This is a genomic window from Kitasatospora sp. NPDC058063 (genome assembly GCF_042885395.1).
Taxonomy (GTDB): Bacteria; Actinomycetota; Actinomycetes; order Streptomycetales; family Streptomycetaceae; genus Kitasatospora; species Kitasatospora lactacystinica.
The window spans coordinates 1-21817 of sequence record NZ_JBHVSD010000013.1 but is presented as its reverse complement, the minus strand read 5'-3'; the positions used below and the strand labels follow the sequence as shown (position 1 = coordinate 21817).

Below are 21817 nucleotides of genomic sequence, written 5' to 3'. Positions count from 1 at the left end.
TACGCGCCAGAAACCGTACGATGATCGCGCAAGACCCCCGTAGACCCGTTGACTGCCCAACGAGCCCACCAAGGAGTCGCATTGTCCACGAACCGCTACCACTGGGACCGTTCGCACCCCGGCCTGAGCAGCCTTCAGCAGGCCATCGACCCGCTGCGCCGCGAGGTCGTCGAGCACACGGTGTACCGCTCGCTCACCGGCATCGAGCGCGTCCGCACCTTCCTCGGCAGCCACGTCTTCGCCGTCTGGGACTTCATGTCGCTGCTCAAGAGCCTCCAGCGCGACCTCACCTGTGTGGACGTGCCGTGGGTCCCGAACGGGCCGACCGCCAGCCGCCGGCTGATCAACGAGATCGTCCTGGTCGAGGAGAGCGACGAGCTCGGCGAGGGCTACACCAGCCACTTCGAGCTGTACGTGGAGGGCATGCGGCTGGCCGGTGCCGACCCGCGCCCGATCGAGGAGTTCCTGGCCCTGCTGGGCGCCGGCAGCACCGTTCCGGAGGCCCTGAAGAAGGCCGAAGTTCCGCAGGCCGCCCTCGACTTCACCTCCACCACCTGGTCGATCGTGGAGAACGCGCCGGTGCACTGCCGGGCCGCCGCCTTCGCCTTCGGCCGCGAGGACCTGATCCCGGACATGTTCGCCCAGGTCATCCGGATCGACGACCCCGAGGGCGCGCTCACCGTCTTCAAGGACTACCTGGCCCGTCACATCGAGGTCGACGGCGAGCAGCACACCCCGATGGCGATGCAGATGCTGATCGACCTGTGCGGCGACGACCAGGACAAGTGGGACTCCTGCGCCGAGACGGTCCGCACCGCGCTGCGCGCCCGGCTCGGCCTGTGGACGGCGATCGAGCAGTCCTTCCAGTAGTCCTTCAGGACAGACCCCGGATCACCTGGGTCACCTAGATCACCTTGGGCAGGACGGCCGCCGACGCGGGCGGCCGATCCTCCGCCCGCCGGTAGCGGTGCAACGCCGCCCGGCCCTCCGCCCCGCGTACCCGGGCGGCGAGCCGGGCCGGCAGCACCACGGTGGCCAGCCGGCCCTCGCCGCGGAACCCCTCCACCGTCCAGCAGACCCAGGGAATCGGATAGTTGGCGGCCGGACTGAAGAGCACCGGGCGCCTCCCCTGGAAGCCCACCGCATAGGCGCCGAAGCCGCTCCAGTTGGAGAAGCTGAAGCGGCGTGCCGCCGGGTCGAAGCCCAGCGGCACGCAGTCGCGCAGCCGCGCGCGGCCGAGGGTCGCCAGGAACCACAGGTTGGCGCGGAGGTTGAGGTGCGCGGCGGGGAACTCCTCCAGCGCCGTGCGCAGCGCGCCCGCCAGCACCGCAGGCCCGTCCTCGGGACGGTGCGGCAGATGGACCTCGCTCAGCAGGTTGCCCATCAGCGCGGGCGACAGACCCAGCCAGCGGCGCACGTTGACCGGCACCGTCAGCATCCGTTCGGCCTCGTCCCCGTCCAGCTCCCGCAGGGTGCTCAGCAGGTGGGCGCAGAGCACGTCCCCGGAGGAGAGCCGGCGCCCGGCCGCCGCACCGAACTCCTCGCACATCCGCGCCAGTTCGGCATCGGTGAAGGCGATCTGGACGAGCCGGTTGGCGCGCGGCCCGGCCGCCACCTCGCGGGCCAGCAGCTCCGCCTCCTCCGCCGAGGGCAGTCGGAAGCCGGGCCGGCCGCAGTCCTCGACGGGGAGCACCTCGGCCAGCAACTCGTCCTGGTCGTCGACGAGTTCGGCCTCGGGCAGCGGCTCCCCCTCGACCGCAGCGGACCAGGCCCGCAGCAGCAGCATGAAGCTGTGCAGGTCGCCGATCGCGTGGTGCCAGGAGCAGCCGAGCACCGTGCCGCCGTCGGCCGTGCGGGTCACCCGTACGGTGAGCAGCGGGACGCCGCCGTCGCGCGCGGCGCGGGCGTCCAGCGGGGCGACCAGTTCGGAGCCGGGCGCCGTCACCCGGCCCATCGCCTCGGCGAGCGTGCCCTCCACGGTGTAGACCTCGAACGGCACGCCGGTGTCGTCGCAGACCGCCTCCAGGACGCCCTCGACGGTGCGCAGGCGTCCGGCGAAGACCGGCACCCGCTCCAGCGCACGGGCCAGCCCGGCGGCGAGCCGGTCGTCGTCCAGCGGGTGCTCGAAGCAGAGCGCGACCGAGACGGCGAGGTCGGCGAGCATGGTGTCCATCAGGCCGCAGCGCAGCACCCGGCCGGTGGCCTGCCCGGCCCGGACGGTCCTGGATCTTCGCAACTGGGGCCAGATGCTCATGGGTTCCATTCCGAAGCACTCGACGACTTCCGGCGACGCGCGATGCGTTCCGGCGGCGCGCGATCCGCGGGCACGCCGAACGATAGTGGTGCGCGGAGGCAGTGGTCCAGTCCAATCCCGCACTCCGGAACGGCTCTTCGACCGCCGCGGCGACCGCACCGGCGATAGAATGCGCACCATGGGAAAGCGCCCCGGCGCACCCGGCGCACCCGGCGCACCCGGCGCACCCGCCGCACCGCCCCTCGCACGGGTCACCGGCACCGGATCGCCCCCGATCGGACCGGCCCGGGCCCACCTCGACGACCCGCCGCCGGCGCTGCGCGAGCAACGGCCCGCCCACGGTGCCGCGGCCGCCCGTCCGGGCCGATCCGGCCGCTCCGGCCATTCCGGCTGCCCGGCGTCACCGTCCAGCCACCGTCACCGCCCACCCGCCTCCGCCGCCCCGCCAGGAGGGAGCCGCCCGCCATGAACGCCGTGAGCCAGGTCTTCGCCGTGGTCGCCGCGGCGATCCACCTGATCGTGTGGCCGCTGGAGAGCTTCCTGTACGGGCACCCACGGGTGCGCCGCGTACTGACCGGCAGCACGGCGGACGCCCCGGAGGTCCGGCTCTGGCGCGTCAACGTGGGCTTCTACAACCTGTTCCTGGCACTCGGCCTGGTCGCCGGACTGGTCCTGCTGCACGCCGGGCACCCGGGGGCCGGGCGACCGGTGGTGCTCTACGTCGCCGCGTTCATGGTCGCGGGCGGGATCACCCTGTTCGCCTCGGAACCGAAGCTGTGGCGCGGCGCACTCGGTCAGGCCGTCCCGGCGGCCATCATCCTTCTGGCCGAGGCTTTCTGACGCCTCATCAGTGGTTTCGAGGCCCTCCGGAAGGGCTACGATCCGCCTACCCCGCGACGGTCGCGGAGGCTGGGGGTGGCAGCAGTGGTCAGGATCCCGATCAGCGACCGGTACGTCGTCAGCCTCGGCTGCCGGGTGAGCGTCGAGCACCAGTCCGCCGTGACGAGGGTCAACTGGAGCATCGCCCACCTGCCGGAGGGCGGCTCGCCCCGGCCCACCGGCGGCGGCCGGGAGATCGGCGTCATCTGCCCGCGCTGCCGGCGCTCCTTCTCCGTCCGGGTGGAGACCGCCACCAGGGCGCGGGTCAAGCGGCGGGTCCACCAGGCGCTGGGCTGGCTGCTGGTGCTCTCGCTGCTGGTCACCGTCCCCCTGCTGATCCAGCTGGGCGGCCAAACCGTCGAGGAGGGCGACGACCAGGCGGTCGACAACATCGGCATGCTCTTCGCCCTGGCCGCCGCGGGCGTGATCGTCGGCCCCTCGCTGCTGTTCAGCGCGAGCGTGCACGACGGCATCAAGAAGCTGCGGCTGATCCGGACCGACGGGCGGAAGACCATGTGGGTGCAGGGCCACCGGCTGTTCTGAGCCGGTCCGCGCAGCCCCTCACCCCTCACCCCGCGCCTCCTCACCTCACCCTGCGCCCCCTCGCCGCCGAGATCGCCGTCCCTCGCTTCCGCGCTCCTCGCCCGGCGCCTCTCACCGCGGATCCGCCGGCAGCTCGCCGCGGTGTCGCACCCTGGTGGCGAGCAGGGCGCCGAGCGCACCGGTCAGCAGACCCCAGCCCGCCGCGAGCGGCACCGCCGTCCACAGCACCGGGCGCAGGGTGAGGCTGCCGCCACCCAACGCGGCCAGCGGGTTGTCGGCGCCGAGCACGGCGCCCAGCAGGTCGCCCAGACCACCCTGGCCGAGGCCGACGCCGAGCACGGAGAGCCCGTAGGCGGCGTCCACCCGGCTCCACAGACCCACCAGCAGCATGGTGACGGCGGTGGCGAGCGCGAACCGGACGGCGTGCTGTCGGAGCCGGACGGTGCGCGGCGCACGGCGGGCCGCCAGGAAGGCGGCCGCGAGCAGCAGGACGGCGGCCAGCGGCAGCAGCCACCAGCTGGCGGCACCCTGCTCGGCGAGGGTGCCGAGGTCGACGGTCGCCTGCCCGCCTTCGGGGGCGCGCAGCACGGCGCTGAGCGCCTTGGGGACGGGCAGGCCGAGCGTGCCGACCAGCCGACCGTGCCACTCGGCCCCGAGCCCCAGACCGAAGGCCGGCCAGGCCAGGTTCGGCAGCGCGAGCAGCACCACGGCCAGGGTCTGCCGGGCGTCGCCGTGCACGATCGCGGTCAGCACCCCGGCCACCGCACCGATCGCCAGGTACGCCAGCAGGACCAGCCAGAGCGCCGAGGCGGCCGGGCGGACGGCGAGTTGGTGGCGCACCAGCGCGGGCGGCAGCGGGGCCCGCCGGGACACCGCGAAGGTGAGCGCGAGCACCAGCAGCAGCCAGGCCAGCCCGATGCCGACGGTGGTCGGGCCGTCCGCGTGGAAGCCGACCTCCGGGGTCAGCCCGAGCGCTCCGCCGATCGACTCCGCCAGGTCACCGCCGAGCGGGACGACGAAGCTGTGCCGGGCGCCGAGGGTCAGCAGCACCAGGGCGAGCGCCCAGAGCAGCGCCGTCCGGCCGATCCGCCCGAGCAGTTCACCGCCGCTCGCGACCGCACGGAAGCGCAGCCCGCGCAGGAACACCTCGGCCATCGCGACCGCTCCGGCCACCGAAACACTCAGCGGCATCGCGCTGATCCCGGCCCCGACGGCCGCGAAGTCTCCCGCGCCGCCGTCGAGTCGGACGGTTCCCCCGACCGCGAGCGCGAGCGTCGCGGCCAGCACGGCGGGGAAGCCGCCGTCCGGGAGGTCGTCGGCGCCGGCCAGCCAGAGGCCGAGCGCGGCCACCGCGGCCATCGCGGCGAGTCCGGCCAGCACTACGGCGAGCGCCTCCAGCCAGCCGCGTACGGCGCCGGGCGGGCCCGCGACCCGGGTGGTGGGCTGCTGCATGTCGCCTCCTCGTCGCTCGCGGGCCGCTCCGGGGCCCGGGGCGGGCCTGGGCTCGATCGGCCCGATCGAACTCCCGGCCGGCGCCCGGCCGACGCCCGGTGAGGTTTCCAGGGTGACCGACGACCGGTGGGCACGCTCGGCGACGCTCCGCACACCTGCTGTTGCGACGGACGGGGCGGCGGGCGTGGCGCACGGGACAGCGGGAGCGGCGAACGGGGCAGCGGGAGCGGCCGGAGGCCAACGACAGGGCCCGCCGAGCCGAACGCGCCCGGCCCGGCCGCCCGCGAAACGGCGAGCCGACCCGGCGCCCGCCCAATCCCCTCCTCTGGCCGCCGCCCGTCCGATGACGGCCGCGCACGTCAGGGCAGCAGCACCCTTGTGTCCTCGGGGCCCAGCACCCGACCGTCCGCCGCGTGCACCTCGACCGGCGCGACGGGCGCGCCGGAATCACGGTCCACCAGTCGCGCCCGGGGCTCGCCCTGCTCGAAGAACCACTGGTCGCCCCACTGGCGCAGCGCCGTGATCACCGGGAACAGCGCGCGGCCCTTTTCCGTGAGCACGTACTCCTGGTACGGGCTGCCGTCGGCGGCCGGCGCGAGGTCGAACACGCCGTTGGCGACCAGGTTGGCCAGGCGGGTCGACAGGATGTTCTTGGCCAGGCCGAGGTTCCGCTGGAACTGCCCGAAGCGGCTCAGCCCGTCGAAGGCGTCACGGACGATCAGCAGCGTCCAGCCGTCGCCGACGACGTCGAGCGGACGAGCGACCGGACAGGCCGATTCCTCGTGCGTGGTGCGTTTCGGCACTTCTCCCACCTCTCAGCCCTCACCGGTCGGCGCCCAGCCTACCGACCAGGACGTGGTTGCTTATTAAAACCAGGCTATGCCATGGTGTCGCGGTAGCACTTTGAAACCACCGTGCCGTCCGAGGGAGCCCCGCCCATGACCTCGCCCGCCCGCACAACCGCCTCCACCCCGGCCGACATGGCTGCCGCGGCCGACACTGCCGCCACGCCAGGCATCCCCGGCGGAGCCCCGTCGCGCGGCCTGTCACCCGCCGTCGCCTGGCTGCTCTCCGTCGCCTGCGGCCTCGCCGTGGCCAACGTCTACTACTCGCAGCCACTGCTCGACCTGATCGCCCGGGACTACGGCATCGACCCGGCGACCATCGGCCTGGTCGGCACCCTCACCCAGACGGGCTACGCCCTGGGCCTGCTGCTGCTCGTTCCGCTCGGCGACCTCGTCAACCGCCGCACCCTGATCACCTCCCAGCTCGGCCTGTCCGTCCTCGCCCTCCTCGCCGTCGCACTCGCCCCCTCCGCTCCGCTGCTGCTCGCCGCGATGGCCGCCGTCGGCGTCCTCGCGGTCGTCGCCCAGGTGGTCGTCGCCCACTCCGCCCAACTCGCCGCTCCGGCCGACCAGGGCCGGGTGGTCGGCACCGTGACCAGCGGCATCGTGATCGGCATCCTGCTCGCCCGAACCGTCGCCGGAACCATCGGCGACCTGGCCGGCTGGCGGGCCGTCTACCTCGTCTCCGCCGTCGCGACCGCCGCCATGGCCCTCGCCGTCGCGGCCGCCGTCCCCTCCGAACGGCACCGCACGACCGAGCGGATCGGCTACCCGCGCCTGGTCGGCTCGGTGTTCGCGCTCTTCGCCCAGGAGCGCGTGCTCCGCACCCGGGCCGTCCTCGCCCTGCTCGGCTTCACCTCCGTCACCGTGCTGCTCACCCCGATGGTGCTCCCGCTCGCCGCACCGCCGTTCAACCTCAGCCACACCCAGATCGGGCTCTTCGGCCTCGCCGGCGCCGCCGGAGCACTCGGAGCCGGGTACGCCGGCCGTCAGGCCGACCGCGGCCGGGCCGAACGCACCGCCGGAATCGGCCTGGTGGCCATGCTGGTCGGCTGGCTCCCGGCCGCACTGCTGCCGCACTCGGTCTGGTGGCTGGTGCTCGCCATGGTGGTGATCGACTACGGCCTGCAGTCCCTCCACGTCGCCAACCAGCACCTGCTCTACCAGCTCCGCCCCGAGGCGCGGAGCCGCCTGACCGCCGGCTACATGCTGCTCTACTCCGCCGGGTGCGGCGCGGGCGCGATCCTGTCCACCGTCGTCTACGACCACGGCGGCTGGACGGCCGTCTGCCTGCTCGGCGCCGCCACCAGCCTCGCCGCGCTCGGCTACTGGTGGACGGCGGCCCGCACGTGACGGCCGATCGCCCCGGGCCCGCTCAGCTCCCGGCCACCGGCGCGTCCTCCGACGACGCCGCGGCCAGGACCGCCCGCAGCTCCCGGATGCCCTCGCGCCAGGCCGGACTGCTCTCCGTCTCGTCCCACAGCTCCGCGAGCTCCGACTCCTCCGCCACCGCCCGGTCGAGCGCCGCCACCGCGAGCGGGCGCAGCTCGGCGGCGAGCGGCGGTATCGGCTCCTTCGGCCAGTAGGCCGTGGTCACCGCCGCCCCGCCCGGGCACTGCGCCGCCACCAGCGCGGCGGCGGCGACCGCCTCCACCGCCTCGTCGGAATCCAGGAACTCCTCCGCCCCGACGGCGCACAGCAGCGCGGACCGGAGCAGCGCCTCGCGCTCGCCCGGCGCCGCGTCGTCCAGACCGCCGCCGAAGTCCGCCGCCGAGTCGTTGTCGAAGTGCCCGATGTCCCAGGTGCCCATGCCGATCCCCTCACACCTCTCGTGTTCGTGTGCGTCGCATGCTTGCACGCCCCACTGACAATCCGCCGGGCCGCCGAATAATCGCTGGTCACCACGGGTGGGAGTGGGGCAGGGTACCCCCATGACCACCACTCAGGGACTGGACCGGGACGGCTGCATCGCACGGGAGGGCTCGCTGGACCGCGTGCCGCCCGCGTTCGCGCCGGTGGTCTCCGCCGCCCGCGAGCGGATCGCCGCGGCCTTCGGCCCCGACCGGCTGCACAGCGCCTACCTCTACGGCAGTGTCCCGCGCGGCACCGCGACCCCCGGCGTCTCCGACCTCGACCTGCTGCTCGCCCTGCACCACGAGCCCACCGCCGCGGACCGGGCCGGGGCGGACGCCCTCGAAGCCGCGCTCGACGGCGAGTTCGCGCAGGTGAACGGGGTCGGCGTGGTGCTCGCCGGCACGGACACCCTGCTGAGCGAGCTCGAACGCCACGACCTCGGCTGGTTCGTCGCCTGCCTCTGCACCCCGCTGCTCGGCGAGGACCTCGCCGCCCGGCTCCCCCGCTACCGCCCCACCCCGCTTCTCGCCCGGGAGACCAACGGCGACCTCGCCCTGTTCCTGCCGCGCTGGCGCGAACGCCTGGCCGCCGCCGACACCGCCGCCGACCCCGAGGCCGAACTGCGCCGCCTCGCCCGCGCCGTCTCCCGCCATCTCGTCCGCACCTGCCTCACCCTGGTCATGCCCCGCTGGGGCGGCTGGACCAGCGACCTCGCCGCCTCCGCCGAGGTCTTCGCCGGCTACTACCCCGAGCGGGCCGCCCAGGCGCGCCTGGCCGTCACCGTCGCCCGCGCCGCCGCCACCACCGCCGACCGGGCCGCCCTCACCGTGCTCGTCGACGACTTCGGCCCCTGGCTCGCCGCCGAGTACGCCGCCGTCCACGGCGTGAAGGCGCCCCGCCCCTGACGACGCCGGAACTCAACCGGGCCTGCCGCCTGCCCCTAGGCCCTCTCTTTCGGATCACGTCGGACCGGTGGGCGTCGTTGGAGTGCGTGCATCGGCGGTGCGGAGGAGGGAGTCCATGCGGAGCATCGGCGACCGACGACAAGCCGGCGAGGTGCGTGCTCCGGCGGCGACCGCCTGGCGTGATCCGAAAGAGAGGGCCTAGGCTCCCGGCAGGCCCGCTCGACGGCTACGCCCAGGTGTCGAGCATCTCGTTCAGCGCAGTCTTCTCGGCCTCGGTGGCGCTGAGGCCCTGACCCTTCGTCGGGGGGTGCCACACCCGGTCGCACCGCTGATCGCCCGACGTGCGCGCGAGCGTCCGAAGCGCCTACGACGAGGGCCTGCCCGCCGTGTGCCGCCTCATGCGCGAACTCGAACTCCTGCGTGAGCACTTCTCCCCCCCACGGCGTGGAGTTGCTGGCCGGCCTGTGCACCATCAGACCGACCAGCTGTAGCCAAGACGCGCAGAACCGAACGACGGAGGGCCAATGCTGGATCACCTCATCACCCACGACGCCGACCTGCGGATGGTCCCCACCGACCGCGACGAGCTGACCAGCGCGGTCGGCCGGCTCCACGAGGAACTGCGGGCCCTGCCCGAGGAGACCGACCCCGCTCGTGTCCGCCTCCTGACCAGGTGGATCGGCATCGGCCGGATGTGCCTGGGCGACCACGAGGAAGCCCGGACGAGCCTCCGGCAGTCGCTCGACCTTGCCGCAGTGATGGGCAACACCCGGGCCGTCGTCGCCACCGCACTCAACCTCGCCGACGCGCACCGCTACGCCGGCGACGTGCAGACCGCGGACGCGCTCTACCGCAGCGCGCTGACCAGCGCACGAAGCCGGCACCCGGAACTCCTGGACTTCGCGCTCCAGCACACCGGCAAGCACCTGATGGAGCGCGGCGACCTCGCGGACGCCCGGAGGCATCTGCAAGAAGCCATGCGGCTGCGGATCACCAAGGGGGACCGCGAGCTGATCGAGTCCACGCAGGCCGCACTCGACAGGGTGGAGCTGCTGGCCGGCCGGGCCGACGCCTCGGCGGCAGACGGCGCGGATCCGCGCCGTTGAAGCGATCGGTGGACCGCATGGCTCCAGTCCCGCACCACGGCCCCGACCCCGGAGCGACGGGCAGAGGACTTCCCGACCCTCCGGCACGCTGTGCACGAGCTCGCCGCACACCAGCGCGTGCACCCGCGCCGCCAACAGACACCTCGTGAGCTACGGCGCGGATCCCGACGTGTGGGAGTCGTGAGGTGGGCCGCCACCGAAGAGGACCGCCAGGTCGTGATCAAAAGGCTGGTCATCGCCGCGCTCCCCGCCATTGCCCAGCGCCACGCCAGCGACTCCGACCGGCTGCTTCGGCAACCGGCCAGGGCCGGGTACATCGCCCCGCGCGCGCAGGGCTCCGGATTCGAACCGGTCAGGCACCCGCGGCCAGGGACAGGCCGGTGAACAGCATCGTCGTTGCGACCAGGGCGTCCAGGACGCGCCAGGACGAGGGGCGGCGGAAGAATCCGGTGAGCAGGCGGGCGCCGAACCCCAGTGCGGCGAACCAGCACAGGCTGGCCAGCGCGGCGCCGAGCGCGAACTGCCAGCGCAGCGTGCCGTGGGTGGCCGCGATGGCGCCGAGCAGGAGCACCGTGTCGAGGTAGACGTGGGGGTTGAGCCAGGTCATCGCGAGGCAGCTGAGTACCGCGCGGCGGCCGGAGTGGACCGTTGGTCCGCCGCCTTCCAGGCTGGAGGCTCGGAAGACGCGGCGCGCGGCGATCACGGCGTAGCAGAGGAGGAAGGCCGCGCCGATCGCGCGCACCGCCGTCAGTGCCGTCGGCCATGCCGTGATCAGTGCGCCGAGCCCGCCCACGCCGCAGGCGATGAGTGCCGCGTCGGAGGCCGCGCAGATCGCGACCACCGGCACGACGGCTTCTCGGCGGACGCCCTGGCGTAGGACGAAGGCGTTCTGCGCCCCGATCGCGACGATGAGTGACAGGCCGGCCCCGAAGCCGGCGGCGGTGGCGGTGGCGGTGAGCGTGCTTCCCATGGCCGCAACGGTAGGCAGGCGGCGCGACACAAGACCAGCTAAAGATTTTTACGTATCCTTAGCAGCCATGAAGGCTGAGCTGCCCCACGACCTGGTCCGGACCCTGCTCGCGGTGGTCGACGAGGGCACCTTCGACGCCGCCGCGGCGGCCCTGCACGTGACGCCTTCGGCGGTGAGCCAGCGGATCAAGGCGCTGGAGCAGCGCACCGGGCGGGTACTGCTGACCCGTTCCCGGCCGGTGAGGCCGACCGAGTCCGGGCAGGTCGTGGTGCGCTACGCCCGTCAGCTCGCCCGCCTGGAGGGGGACGCGCGCGAGGCGCTCGGGATGCCCGGGGGCGAAGAGGGTGCCGGGCCGTCGGGCCCCTCCTGGCTTCCGATCGCGGTCAACGCGGACTCGCTGGCGACCTGGTTCGTTCCCGCGCTGACCTCCCTCGCGCAGGACGCTCGGATCCACGTCGACCTGCGCCGCGAGGACGAGGCGCACACGACCACCCTGCTGCGCGCGGGCGAGGTGATGGCGGCGGTCACCTCCTCACCGCAGCCGGTGGCCGGCTGCTCGGTGCGGCGGCTCGGCGCGATGGTCTACCTCCCGGTGGCCACGCCGCAGTTCGCCGCCCGCTGGCTCGACGGCGACGCGGCCCTGCTGCTTCCGGACGCCCCGGTGGTCTGCTTTGACCGCCGTGACGAGCTGCAGGACGTTTTCGCCCGCGAACTGACGGGTGGTCGGGGAGCGAGCTGCCGGCGGCACTACGTCCCGTCCAGTGAGGGCTTCGCCGATGCCGTGGCCGCCGGCCTCGGCTGGGGCCTGGTCCCGCACGGTCAGGCCGAGCCCCGGCTGCACGGAGGCGCGCTGGTCCAGTTCCTTCCGGGCCGCACCGTCGAGCTTCCGCTCTACTGGCAGCAGTGGCGCCTCGACTCGCCCGCACTGGCAGCTGTCGCCGCGGCGGTGGCGGCGGAAGCGGAGCGCGCCCTGCGCTAGGTGGGCGGGCACAACCGGGACGCCTTCGAGGGATGCTTCACCGACGCCCGCCACCCGCCCCGGCGGCCGGATCCGGCCGGGCTGCCGATTCTGGTGGGCGGGGCCGAGGCCGTGCTCGTCGACGAGCCGGTCCGCGGGCTGACGGCCCTGCTCCAGATCCTCGACACGGCCGCCACCGACGAGGGCCCGTTCCTGCGGGTGCTGTTCCTCGGCGACGGCCCGACACCGTGGAGCGACGGCTGTGCGCGGCGACCCGGGCCGTGCGAGCGGTCCGCGCCGGCTCGAAGGGCCGCGGTACGGCGAGGGGTCCCACCGGCCGGTGGGACCCCTGCGCGTGGGTGGGTCAGCCCGCCGCCCCCGCCGTCGGCCGGACGGCGACCGCGTCGATCTCGAAGAGCATCCCCGGCAGGGCGAGCGAGGCGACCCCGCTGAGCGTCTGCGCGGGCAGCCGGTCGCCCCAGGCCCCGGCCAGGGCCTTGCCGAGGACGGCCAGCTTCTCCGGGTCGTGGTCGACGATGTACGAGCCGAGCCGGACGACGTGCTCGAAGCCGAGGCCGACCCCGGCGAGCGCGATGCGCAGGTTGGCGAGGGCGAGCTCCACCTGGGCGGCGAAGTCACCGGGCACGACCTGGCCGGTGGCGTCGGAGGCGTACTGGCCGCCGATGAACACCGGTTCGCCGGGTGCGGAGGCGGCGTGGCTGTAGCCGAACGGCGTCGGGTCGTGCAGGCCGGGCGGGTTGGTGATGGTGCGGGTGTCGGTCATGGGGTTCCTTCCCTGGTGTCGGGCCGGGCTCGGTGCCGGGCGGTCTACGGCTCGGACCGGGCGGCTTCCTCCCGGGCGTCGCGCCAACTCGGCGACTCCAGGAAGTGGTTGTCGAAGAGGTCCTGCTTGGCGAGCAGTTCCTCGACCGTCGCCTCGCCCGCGCGGATGCGCTCCAGCAGGCGGAAGTAGTCGAAGCGCTCCACCCCGGGGGTTATCACGATCAGCAGGTCGGCCCCGGAGTCCGGCGCCGCCGCGAAGGCGTGCGGCAGATGGGGCGGCACCACCACGAGGTCGCCGCTGCGGGCGGTGACCACCTCGTTCCCGACCAGCACCTGGGCCGAGCCGTCGACGACGAAGAACAGCTCCGAGGAGCCCCCGTGGTAGTGCGGAGTGGCGCCGTCCTTGCCGCGCCCCAGCGTGACGCGCAGGGTGCTCAGGGCGCCGCCGGTGGCGCTGGAGTCCGCCAGCAGCCGCCCCTTGCCGCCGAGCATTCCGACGGTCTCGGCTTCGTCGCCCCGCACCACCACGGCTTCCGGTCCGATCAACGTCATTGGCCTCTCCCCACAGCGAGCGTTCCGATAGTTCCATGGCTGATAGTACTACGTCTAACTATCTCCCATCGAATAATATGCCCCCATGGATCACGTGGACGTCATGCTCGACCAGTGGAGCCGGGAGCGCCCGGACCTCGACCTGGCGGCGGTCGGCACCGTCGGCCGCCTCGGCCGCCTCGCGCTGCTCGCGGGCCGGGTCGTCGAAGAGGTGTTCAAGCAACACGGCCTCCAGCGCGGCGAGTTCGACGTCCTCGCCACCCTGCGCCGCTCCGGCGCGCCGTACGAACTGATGCCCTCCGAACTCGCCGCGCTGCTGCTGATGTCGCGGGCCGGCATGACCAGCCGGATCGACCGGCTGGAATCGGCGGGCCTGGTGGAACGCAGTACCGACCCGGCGGACCGGCGCAGCGTCCGCATCGCCCTCACCGCGGCCGGACGCGCCCTCGTGGACGCCGCCTTCACCGACCACGCGGCCAACGAGACCGCGCTGCTCTCCGCCCTCTCGGGCGAGGAACGGGCCACCCTGGACGGGCTCCTGCGCAAACTGCTCGCCGACGTCGAGGGCGCGGAGAGCCCGGCGCCCTGACAGCCCCGCCCCACGCCCCGCCCGAGGTCCAGCCACCCGCGACCGCTCCGGAACGCCGTCGGCCGCCGTACGCGGGGAACGCGTACGGCGGCCGACACCCGGCGCAGTGTGCCGTCCGTGACGACTACCGCACCTTGACGTACTCCGCTTCCCCCGCGGCCCGGCGCGGCGCCTCCGCCGGTTCCGCCACGGCCGCGACCGCGGCCGTCGGCCGGGCGGCGATCGGGTTGCCCAGCCGGCGCCCCCGTCCGTCAGCCGTGCTTGGGGTGGCCGGGGTCGGTGGGGTGGACGAGGAACTCGGGCCCGTACACATGCGTGCTGTCATCCCGCAGGGGTTCGGCCATCAACTCCTGCGCGGCCGGTTTCAGCGCGAACATCGCGACGATCGACTGGCCCAGCGCGGCGTTGTCTCCGTCCCGCCATGCCTTCTCCAGGAGGCTGAGCATCTCGGTGTACTTGCCGTTGAAGGCGGTGAGGAGTCCCTGCACCTTCTCCGGGGGGTTGGGCCAGCACTCCGCCGTGAGCCTGCCCATGGGGTACGTCTCGGGGAAGGGGACCGGGTCCCCGACCCAGTCGTACGGTGTGGGGCCGGTGGGCGTGGGTACCAGCCTGTGCCCCTTCCAGATCTGGCCGAAGCCGTAGTAGTGGGCCAGCCGTCCGTCGGTGGTGGGGTCGTCGGGGAGGTGGCTGGTGCCCTCTCCCTGCTCCTTGATCACGTCGATCGCCTTCGTGATCCGGTCGACCGAGGTGAACTTCTCCAGCTTGTTCCTGCCGATCTGTGTCTCCATCTGATGGCCCGGCCCGATGGATGGTTCGACGTTGTCGAACGCGTCCCGCAGCGCGTCGTAGAACTTGCCGATCGTGATCCACTCCTCGTGCAGGGGTGCGAGCGGGTTCTCGGGCATCTCGATCTCCATGAAGACCTCCCGGACGTACGTCTGGGTCAGCCCTTGGAGGTACACATCGATCGTCGGCCGCACATTGCCCGGCAGCTTGCCCGGATACGTTGGGGCCGCAGCGAGGATGTGCGGCGTCCCACCGATCGCCGACAGCATGTTGCACGCCATCCCCATGTGGTACATCTCGTCGTGGACGACGCCCTTGATCAGCGCCTCGGCCTCGGAGCCCTTGGTCTTGACGGACCACATACCGCACAGGTAGGGCGGCAGGGTCGACAACTCCAGAGCGATGGCGGACTGCAGACTGTCCTTGATCCACTTCAGGTCGTGATCGGCCGCTGGGATCTCCATCAGTTCGGCGATCAACATCGGTTTGGTGGCGAAGGTGGTCATGGCGGTTCCCGTTCGTTCGGCGGAAGCGGCGGGCAGGTCCGGTCCACGTGGAGGAGGTCCACGACGAAGCTCCGGGGTCGAGTGCGACACATCAGTGCGACTCGGCACGCCGCTGAGTGCGCATGCGATCGTTCCCGGGGTGGACCGCGACGAAAGCGGACAGATGAGTGAAGATTCTTCGGCGTACCGGACCAGGCGCCGGGGGCCGCAGCCGCTGCCGGCCGGCGGCCTCAAGCCCGGCGACCGGTCCGACCGCACCATCCCTGAGTACCAGGCACCACATCCGCCATGTGACGGCGGCTGAATCCATGTGGCCCCATGTGCCAAGAATCATCACCGGCCGCGTCAGCTGCCGTGAAGGCCTCGCAACCCCGGACGGCGAGGTCGAGCGTCGCTCTTGCCCGGCCAACGGGATGCTGTTCCGGCAGTGGACCGGCCTCCCCTGGCGGGCCCCGCCATCCCGCTTCGGCAGCTGGAAGACGGTTCACGGCCGTCATCGAGGTGGTCGGCGGGCGGCCGGTCGAACACCGGGTGGTGGCGGGTCCCCGCCCCGCCACCGTGGCGCGGGCGGGGCCGGGACTCCTACTTGATGGTCTTCACCAGCGGCACCGCCAGCTGCATGATGTTCGGCAGTCGGCCCAGGATGTCGTCGCCGCTGAGGAACAGCACCCGGTCGCCGATCCGGGTCATCACGATCTCCGAAGTGCTGTACGGGCCGGTGGGGACCCGCTTCATGTCGAAGGCCTCGGCACCGAGCCCCGGCACGGGCTGCAACGTCACGGTCATCGGGATCGGGGCACCGTCCACGCTCTTCCCGGTGAAGGTCTTGCAGCGCTCCGCGTACGCCCTCAGGTCGCTGAGCAGTTTGGCGGCGTCGCCGGGGCGGTAGGCGGCCAGGTAGACCTGGACCATGTGCTCCCCGTCGTAGACCTCGTTCATCGCGCCCGAGACCTTGTAGCCCTGGGAGAAGATGGTCCCGGCGAGACGCATCTGGTTGCACGGTTCCGCGATCTGCGGCGGGTCGGCCCGGTACTCGTTGATGGTGGTGCCGGTGTCGACCTGGTTGCCGTTGCCCTTGATCGTCCACCCGGCGGGCAGCACCGCGGCGGTCGGCAGGGACGCGCGCAGGTCCACCCCGGTGAGGAGCGGAGGGCCGGTCGGCGTGCTGCTGGGAGTGCCGAACGCCGGGGCGCCGGACGCAGGGAGCGTCGGCACATCCACCGGGGCGGTGCCCGGGGACGTGGCAGAGGTGGCGGTGACGGCCGCCGGCTTGCCGGATGCGGTCAACGTTCCGGAGGAGCACCCCGTGACGACGGCCGCGGCCATCGCGACCGCGCCCACCGCGAGCGGAATCCTGACGGTGGATCGAACCATGGACACAAGGACCCCCGTGGGTTCGTAGCTGAATGCATTGTTTCGCACACAGGGGTATCACCCCCTCGCGGTGACCATACCTTGGCCTGACGCGGCGCCCGACCGGGTTGCCGGCCCGAGGTCCTGACGGGCCGCCACCTCGCAGCCTGGCTTCCGCGCGGGCACATGCACGGTGAGGATCGTGCCCGCACCGACCGCCTCGGCGAGGGCAACATCACCGGCGTCGAAGTCGACCCGGACATCGCCGCCCGACACCGGCGGGCCGCGGCGAGCGGCAACGGAGACGGAGACGAAGACGAAGAGGGAACGGAAGCGCCACACCTCCAGGAGTACACCAGCGCGCGCTGCCCACTCCCCCCATCGGTCCCGCTCGGAGCGGCCGCCGGCCGCCGGCCACCGGCCGCTCCACCACTACGGCTGAGGGCGGGCAGCACCGGGTGGCCTTTCTGAGTACGGATGCTCAGGAGCCGCACCGGGTCGCGCGCATACGGTGGCCGTACGACGCACGGCAGGGGGTTGGGGTTGTTCGGCAAGTCGTTGGTGAAGGCGGCTCTGGTGGTGGCGGCGATCATTGTCGCCGTGATCGGGGTGACGTTCGCGTTCCAGATCGCCGCATGGTGGTTCATCGGCGCCGACGACTACGCGTCCAAGCCCGGACCCGAGATCGTCCGCCACACCCCGGAGCAGTTCCAGGCGCTCAGCGAGCGAACCGTCCGTGACACGTTGGGGGGCCTGAGCCCTGGCCTCGTGCTGAGCGACAGGGGCTGTACCGTCAACCAGTACGAGCCGCGTCCGGACGGCACACCGAGCAAGCTGTCCACCGTCGACCGTCGGTTCACCGCCCGTACCAGGATCAACGCGTCCCATCGGCAGGAGCTGCGGGACGGCATCGAGGCCGAGTGGCGGCTGCGCGGCCTCCGGCAGAAACCGTCGGCCTGGACCCCGAGCGCCCCGGACGAGGGCCCGGACTACCTCAGCGCCGAAACCTCGGAGGGAATCGCCGTCTGGGTCGCGCTCTCGCCGGAACCGGACCGGACGGTCACCCTCACCATGTCCGTCAGCGGCGGCGACGTCGCGTACGCCCCGGACCGGGCCCGTCCGCTGTCGCCCCTGCGACCGGACATCGAGGACACCTACTGGTCGCGCTGAGCCGGGCACAGCCCTCGCCCGCCGCCGGGCACGTCGGCGACCCGCTCGCCGGCCCTGCCGACGTGCTCAGTCGGACAGCGGGTACGGACGCCGTTGGCCTGCGGCTGTGCTGCTGCCTCGACGACGGCGAGGTCGGCCTGGTCGCCCTCGCCATCCGGTACGGCCACATGCGCACCGTCCTGGACGTCCGCACCTCCAGCCGCTACGGCACCCGAAGCCGCGGTGGCTTCCACACCGTCCTCGACGTCGAAACCGCGCTCGCCGCCCCCGACACCGCCGCCCGTCTGCGCGACCGGCTCGCCGCAGGCGAGCACATCTCCGGCCCGCCACTCAGCGGGCTCTGACTGCAGCCGCCCACGTGCCCCGCTTCGAAGGCCGCATCGGCCCCCGCACCTTCGTCAACAAGGCCCGCGCCTACCTCACCCGCGACGGCATCGTCCTGTTCGACAACCCCGACGCCCTGCTGATCTGCGCGTTCAAGCGCGACAGCGCTCTGTGTGAACCGGAGCCCAGCGCGAACGCGCCCCGCCAGTGGGCACCTGACCGCCGGTCGGCCGGCGCGGGCCGGGCGCAACCAGGCCGCAGCGCCGCCCGAGGGCGCCGGTCACGCTGCGCGCCGTTGACCGCGGTCCGCTACGGCGATCCAGACCAGGGCCGAGCACAGGAGTGCCGCTGTGGCGAAGGCCAGCGGGCGTGTGGTGGAGTCCTCCCGCGCGCTGGCGGCGAGCGCGCCGGCCGCTGACAGGGTGAGGGCGGTGGCCGGCAGTGCACGAGGGCGTCGCTTGGGGCCCGCCGCGGCGGTGGTTGGCAGCAGTCGGGCCGCGAGGCTGTAGCAGGCGCAGGCCAGGAGCGTGGCTCCCAGCGCGTCGCTGGGCCGGTGCCAGTAGAGGGCTTGGACGGCGGCAGCGGTGAAGGCGAGCCACAGCATTCCGGCAGCGGCGACGTAGGGACGCACACGCGGAGAGGCGACGAGTACGGCGCCGAGGGTCAGGCCGGCAGCGATGGCCACGTGACCACTGGGGAAGCTCGTCCCGGTGAGTCCTTCCGTAGCTCCTGTCAGGTCTGGACGGGGCAGGACGGCCCGGAACGCCTCTGTGCCTCCGACCGTGGCCACCACAACGCTGATCGCCGCGCAGCCGTGCCACCAGCACCGCCGCACCAGGGCGACGGCCACGATCAGGACTGTGCCCGCGGCTAGGGTCGGCATGGCCGAGTTGTGCACCAGCAGCGGCGGGCCCCATCCGTCAGATGGACCGGTCCACTGGAAGACCCACGCGCTATCGGCATATCCCTTGATCAGCGAGTTCTCCGCCAGTTGCCCGAACTGGGTGGCGACAGCGATCAGGTAGACCGCCGTGAACCCGAGGAGGAACAGCAGCGCTTGAGCCCGGCTGGTCAGAAACGGCCGTATCGTCCGGGAAGGGCCAGGGGCCCGTCCAGGGGCGTCCGGCCGGATTGTCGACAGACTCGGGCGATCTTGCTGAGTCAATGCTTTCTCTTTCCGTGGGACAACGGTCCGGCCGCGTGTCTTCTCCCCGGACTGCCTGGGGCCGTCCGGCTGCGGAAGCCGTTGTCATCCGTGGGGCGTGCCGCTGTGCCGGCTCTGTGCGGCGATTGCCAGGGCTGGGAGGGGCATGATCAGGCCGAGGAGGACGACCAGGCTCGGCGTGGACTCCATGAGCCAGTCCGGGTGGACGACGATCGCCTGCGTGCGGACGATGGCGAACGCGGCGACGGGGATCAGCCACCGGTAGTCACCCGTGGCGGCTGTGGCTACCCACGCGACGGCCAGCGCAGCGACTTCGACGGCGAGCTGGCCGCGCTGGAACCACGGATCGCCTGAAGTGATGTGCAGGCCTCCGGCGACGGCCATGGCGAGCGCCACCGGTACGAGCCAGCCGTACGAGCGGCGGCGCAGCCGGCCGGGACGGCAGACCGTCAGGACTGCGCATGTCAGGAGCAGGGCTCCAGAGAGCGCCAGGTCGTGGGCCCGGATCGGGGCGGCCAGCCCGTAGTAGCCCGGGCCCACCCGGCCCTCGTCACCGAAGATCGTTGAGCTGCCGACCGTGGCACCGGCGTAGATCATTGCCGCCGACGCCGGCAGCGCGATCCACGGGTTGCCGCGCAGCAGGGCGACCACGCAGGCCAGCGGGAGCAGGCCGTAGGGCAGCATCCGTGTCTGCGTGCCGGGGCCTTGCGCCCACGGATACCAGCCGGCGAAGCGGAAGCCGATGGCGTGCCCGCCGGGATCGATGCGCAGTGCCCAGTCCCACACATCCTGCAGGTACGGCACAAGCGCCAGGGCGGCGAGTGCGAGGGCGGCCAGATGGGCGCCGTCCAGCCACCACGGACGGGCCGGGTCGTCGGCGGCGGCACGGGCACGGGTCTGCACCCCTCCGCGCACCAGCGCGGCCGCCTCCCGCAGCGGGGGCCAGGAACGGCCGGGGTGCGCCTCTGCCAGCGTGGCCAGCAGTTCCTCCCCCTGCCGGGAGCGGTATGCCCTGGGGTAGGCGGCAAGCAGCAGACGGTTCATGCCCTGGTGATCCCTGCTGTCCGCGAGCGCCCGATGACGACGGCCGCTGCCTGCTCCATGCGCAGCGCCTCCCGCCGGAGCGTGTCGGCACCGTCCTCGGTGAGCCGGTAGTACCGCCGTGCCCGGCCGTCCACGATCTCCTCGCGGTCGGTGGCCACCAGCCCGGACCGCTCCATCCGCTCCAGCGCACCGTAGAGCGTGCCGACAGCGAGCCTGAGCCGGCCGCCTGAGGTCTGCTCGACGGCTTTGATGACGCCGTAGCCGTACAGGGGCCCGTCCACGAGCGCGGCAAGGATGAAGTACTGAGGTTCCGTCAAGAGCGGCTTTTGTCTCGTCACACCCGCGAGCATATATCGAGCATCGATATATAGCGTTCGGCAGTCACCCGGCCCACGTGGGAGGCCTCGCTGCGGGCCGTGTCGGTGATGTCTTCGGCAGCCCGGGCGTGACCGCTCCCCTGCAGCGATGACCGAAGGATGCCCACAACCCATGCACACCCGTCCCCCGTCGTGCCACGGCCCATCACGGCCCCGCCCAGCCGGGCCTGCCCGCCCGTCAGACCCTGCCGCACGACGTGCCGGCGCTGCCGCTCCTGGCCTCCGCCACCTGTCCGGCGGCCTTCTGCGTGCCGGAACCGAGGGCCGGTAGCCAGGCGTCCGGTTTTCCAGGGCGCCGTCGCCCGCTACGGGGAGGGGTTCGGATCGTGGTGTGGGCCGTTGTCGGGGTGTTGTTCGCGCTGCTGCCGCTCGTCCACTGGGTGCTGCGCGCCCGGTCGACGCCCCTGCGGGTGCCCGTTGCCGCCGTGCTGCTGCTCTGGCTGGCGCTGGTGCTCGCGGTGGCGTCCGACCTGCTGCAGGTGCGGAGCGAGGCCGAGCTGTACCTGCTGTACACGCCGCTCGCCGAACTGGCCGTACTGGTCGGCCTGTGGCTGGAGCGCGGGATCGCCGGCTCGCGTGCCGGGCGCCCGGTCGGCTGGTCCCGGGCGGTGGGCATCGCCTTCCACGGCCAGCTGGCCCTTGTCCTCACCGCGACCCCGTTGCTGGCGCTCGTGTTCTTCCACGAGGCGGACGTCCCGTCCGCGAAGGCCGTGCCGCAGCCGCCGCCCGGCTACACCACCATCGGCACCGGCCAGGGCTGCGGCAACGGCCACAGCGCCACTTGCTGGCGCACGTTCTACCTGGCGGGCCCGCCCGACGTGCCGACGGCGCAGGCCGCCGACGGGCTCCGGCCCCGGCAGCGGTGCGAGGCGAACGGCTGGCTGATCGACCGCCGTGAACTCTGCACCGAGGTGAGCACCGACGGCGCCACGATCGTCTACCGCGTCCTCCTCGGCGGCGCGCTCTGAAGCTTGTTACGGAAGGTCCGAGACTGGTCATTTCTCCCGTATGGGTGGGGTGCTGCGGGCTGAGCCGGTGTTGGTGGAGACGTTCACGGGTCTGCGGGTGCGGCAGTTCGAGGGGAGCGGGTGGTGCCGCGAGCCGGGGTGGCAATGGGCCCGGTGGTGCGCGGCTGTGGTGCCCGCCACGTGTGCGGACGCAACCGTGCTCGCCGACGGCGCCGACCCGAACACCGGCCTCGTCGTCCCTCCTCGCAGACGTTCCGACCGTCCCCTCCAGCGGGCCCAGAAGGAGGACAACGCCGAACACCGCCGGGTGCGCGCCCGCGTCGAGCACACCTTCGCCCGCATGAAGGTCTACAAGATTCTCCGCGACTGTCGACAGAAGGGCGACGGCCTGCACCACGTGGTGCAGGCCGTCGCCCATATGCACAACCTCGCCC

Annotated in this window: 24 protein-coding genes and 2 pseudogenes; 13 read left to right on the top strand and 13 right to left on the bottom strand. The window is 72.8% G+C overall.

The window, feature by feature from the left end:
• The first annotated feature begins 81 nt into the window (after positions 1–81).
• A complete protein-coding gene (locus tag ACFVUY_RS23000) occupies positions 82–870 on the top strand; it encodes a DUF3050 domain-containing protein (RefSeq protein ID WP_387732634.1) in 789 nt (262 codons plus the stop codon).
• A 34-nt stretch (positions 871–904) separates the two neighbouring features.
• On the opposite strand, the gene ACFVUY_RS22995 is transcribed toward ACFVUY_RS23000, so the two are convergent.
• Entirely contained in the window at positions 905–2254 is a 1350-nt protein-coding gene (locus ACFVUY_RS22995) for an acyltransferase (RefSeq protein WP_387732631.1), read from the bottom strand.
• Between the two features lie 465 nt (positions 2255–2719).
• Between ACFVUY_RS22995 and ACFVUY_RS22990 the strand changes: the two genes are divergently transcribed.
• Positions 2720–3094 carry a DUF1304 domain-containing protein gene (locus ACFVUY_RS22990; protein WP_387687483.1) on the top strand — a complete coding sequence of 125 codons (375 nt, stop codon included), beginning with the start codon at positions 2720–2722 and terminating at the stop codon, positions 3092–3094.
• A gap of 75 nt (positions 3095–3169) precedes the next feature.
• Entirely contained in the window at positions 3170–3676 is a 507-nt protein-coding gene (locus ACFVUY_RS22985) for a hypothetical protein (RefSeq protein ID WP_387687480.1), read from the top strand.
• A gap of 111 nt (positions 3677–3787) precedes the next feature.
• Here the strand turns inward: ACFVUY_RS22985 and ACFVUY_RS22980 are convergent, their stop codons facing one another.
• A complete protein-coding gene (locus ACFVUY_RS22980; protein ID WP_387687477.1) occupies positions 3788–5128 on the bottom strand; it encodes a streptophobe family protein in 1341 nt (446 codons plus the stop codon).
• 359 nt (positions 5129–5487) lie between these two features.
• On the bottom strand, positions 5488–5931 hold the full coding sequence (locus ACFVUY_RS22975; protein ID WP_387687474.1) for a winged helix-turn-helix transcriptional regulator: 444 nt from the start codon (positions 5929–5931) through the stop codon (positions 5488–5490).
• Positions 5932–6066: 135 nt separating this feature from the next.
• Here ACFVUY_RS22975 and ACFVUY_RS22970 point away from each other — a divergent pair, with 135 nt between their 5' ends.
• The gene (locus ACFVUY_RS22970; protein WP_387732628.1) at positions 6067–7326 is read left to right on the top strand and encodes an MFS transporter; all 1260 of its coding nucleotides are present in this window, start codon (positions 6067–6069) and stop codon (positions 7324–7326) included.
• A gap of 22 nt (positions 7327–7348) precedes the next feature.
• Here ACFVUY_RS22970 and ACFVUY_RS22965 read toward each other — a convergent pair whose 3' ends face one another.
• Positions 7349–7783 carry a DUF4259 domain-containing protein gene (locus ACFVUY_RS22965; protein WP_387732625.1) on the bottom strand — a complete coding sequence of 145 codons (435 nt, stop codon included), beginning with the start codon at positions 7781–7783 and terminating at the stop codon, positions 7349–7351.
• A gap of 121 nt (positions 7784–7904) precedes the next feature.
• Here ACFVUY_RS22965 and ACFVUY_RS22960 point away from each other — a divergent pair, with 121 nt between their 5' ends.
• Positions 7905–8732 (top strand): nucleotidyltransferase domain-containing protein, encoded by an 828-nt coding sequence (locus ACFVUY_RS22960; protein WP_387732622.1) that lies wholly within the window; start codon positions 7905–7907, stop codon positions 8730–8732.
• Positions 8733–9256: 524 nt separating this feature from the next.
• Positions 9257–9838 (top strand): tetratricopeptide repeat protein, encoded by a 582-nt coding sequence (locus ACFVUY_RS22955; protein ID WP_387687464.1) that lies wholly within the window; start codon positions 9257–9259, stop codon positions 9836–9838.
• A 352-nt stretch (positions 9839–10190) separates the two neighbouring features.
• Here the strand turns inward: ACFVUY_RS22955 and ACFVUY_RS22950 are convergent, their stop codons facing one another.
• Positions 10191–10808, bottom strand: a complete 618-nt coding sequence (locus tag ACFVUY_RS22950) for a LysE/ArgO family amino acid transporter (RefSeq protein WP_387732619.1) — start codon at positions 10806–10808, stop codon at positions 10191–10193.
• Positions 10809–10875: 67 nt separating this feature from the next.
• On the opposite strand from ACFVUY_RS22950, the gene ACFVUY_RS22945 reads away from it, so the two are divergent.
• Positions 10876–11787: a LysR family transcriptional regulator ArgP gene (locus ACFVUY_RS22945; RefSeq protein ID WP_387732617.1), complete on the top strand. Its 912-nt coding sequence runs from the start codon at positions 10876–10878 to the stop codon at positions 11785–11787.
• A 343-nt stretch (positions 11788–12130) separates the two neighbouring features.
• Here ACFVUY_RS22945 and ACFVUY_RS22940 read toward each other — a convergent pair whose 3' ends face one another.
• Complete coding sequence (locus tag ACFVUY_RS22940) at positions 12131–12550, bottom strand: RidA family protein (protein WP_387732614.1); 420 nt, start codon at positions 12548–12550, stop codon at positions 12131–12133.
• A 44-nt stretch (positions 12551–12594) separates the two neighbouring features.
• Positions 12595–13101 (bottom strand): cupin domain-containing protein, encoded by a 507-nt coding sequence (locus tag ACFVUY_RS22935; protein WP_063352400.1) that lies wholly within the window; start codon positions 13099–13101, stop codon positions 12595–12597.
• 85 nt (positions 13102–13186) lie between these two features.
• Between ACFVUY_RS22935 and ACFVUY_RS22930 the strand changes: the two genes are divergently transcribed.
• The gene (locus ACFVUY_RS22930) at positions 13187–13690 is read left to right on the top strand and encodes a MarR family winged helix-turn-helix transcriptional regulator (RefSeq protein WP_387732612.1); all 504 of its coding nucleotides are present in this window, start codon (positions 13187–13189) and stop codon (positions 13688–13690) included.
• A 251-nt stretch (positions 13691–13941) separates the two neighbouring features.
• Here the strand turns inward: ACFVUY_RS22930 and ACFVUY_RS22925 are convergent, their stop codons facing one another.
• Entirely contained in the window at positions 13942–14982 is a 1041-nt protein-coding gene (locus ACFVUY_RS22925) for a ferritin-like protein (RefSeq protein ID WP_387732610.1), read from the bottom strand.
• Positions 14983–15389: 407 nt separating this feature from the next.
• On the opposite strand from ACFVUY_RS22925, the pseudogene ACFVUY_RS22920 reads away from it, so the two are divergent.
• Positions 15390–15499 (top strand): annotated as a pseudogene (locus tag ACFVUY_RS22920) (transposase); the annotation flags it as partial.
• A 65-nt stretch (positions 15500–15564) separates the two neighbouring features.
• Here ACFVUY_RS22920 and ACFVUY_RS22915 read toward each other — a convergent pair.
• The gene (locus ACFVUY_RS22915; protein WP_387733002.1) at positions 15565–16356 is read right to left on the bottom strand and encodes a hypothetical protein; all 792 of its coding nucleotides are present in this window, start codon (positions 16354–16356) and stop codon (positions 15565–15567) included.
• A 57-nt stretch (positions 16357–16413) separates the two neighbouring features.
• Complete coding sequence (locus ACFVUY_RS22910) at positions 16414–16677, bottom strand: hypothetical protein (protein ID WP_387732607.1); 264 nt, start codon at positions 16675–16677, stop codon at positions 16414–16416.
• 258 nt (positions 16678–16935) lie between these two features.
• Here ACFVUY_RS22910 and ACFVUY_RS22905 point away from each other — a divergent pair, with 258 nt between their 5' ends.
• A complete protein-coding gene (locus ACFVUY_RS22905; RefSeq protein WP_387687446.1) occupies positions 16936–17505 on the top strand; it encodes a hypothetical protein in 570 nt (189 codons plus the stop codon).
• Positions 17506–17567: 62 nt separating this feature from the next.
• Positions 17568–17849 (top strand): hypothetical protein, encoded by a 282-nt coding sequence (locus ACFVUY_RS22900; protein WP_387732604.1) that lies wholly within the window; start codon positions 17568–17570, stop codon positions 17847–17849.
• Between the two features lie 260 nt (positions 17850–18109).
• Here the strand turns inward: ACFVUY_RS22900 and ACFVUY_RS22895 are convergent, their stop codons facing one another.
• The 3 genes from ACFVUY_RS22895 to ACFVUY_RS22885 all read right to left on the bottom strand — a co-directional run bounded on the left by ACFVUY_RS22895 (position 18110) and on the right by ACFVUY_RS22885 (position 20376).
• Positions 18110–18994, bottom strand: coding sequence for a phosphatase PAP2 family protein (locus ACFVUY_RS22895; protein ID WP_387732601.1), 885 nt, complete (start codon positions 18992–18994; stop codon positions 18110–18112).
• 84 nt (positions 18995–19078) lie between these two features.
• Positions 19079–20038 (bottom strand): hypothetical protein, encoded by a 960-nt coding sequence (locus ACFVUY_RS22890; RefSeq protein ID WP_387732599.1) that lies wholly within the window; start codon positions 20036–20038, stop codon positions 19079–19081.
• A complete protein-coding gene (locus tag ACFVUY_RS22885; RefSeq protein ID WP_387732596.1) occupies positions 20035–20376 on the bottom strand; it encodes a PadR family transcriptional regulator in 342 nt (113 codons plus the stop codon). Before ACFVUY_RS22885 ends, ACFVUY_RS22890 begins: the two co-directional genes overlap by 4 nt.
• A gap of 365 nt (positions 20377–20741) precedes the next feature.
• On the opposite strand from ACFVUY_RS22885, the gene ACFVUY_RS22880 reads away from it, so the two are divergent.
• Together ACFVUY_RS22880 and ACFVUY_RS22875 are read left to right on the top strand one after the other, a co-directional pair.
• Positions 20742–21383 (top strand): hypothetical protein, encoded by a 642-nt coding sequence (locus ACFVUY_RS22880; protein WP_387732594.1) that lies wholly within the window; start codon positions 20742–20744, stop codon positions 21381–21383.
• 181 nt (positions 21384–21564) lie between these two features.
• A pseudogene (locus ACFVUY_RS22875) lies at positions 21565–21817 on the top strand (transposase family protein); the annotation flags it as partial.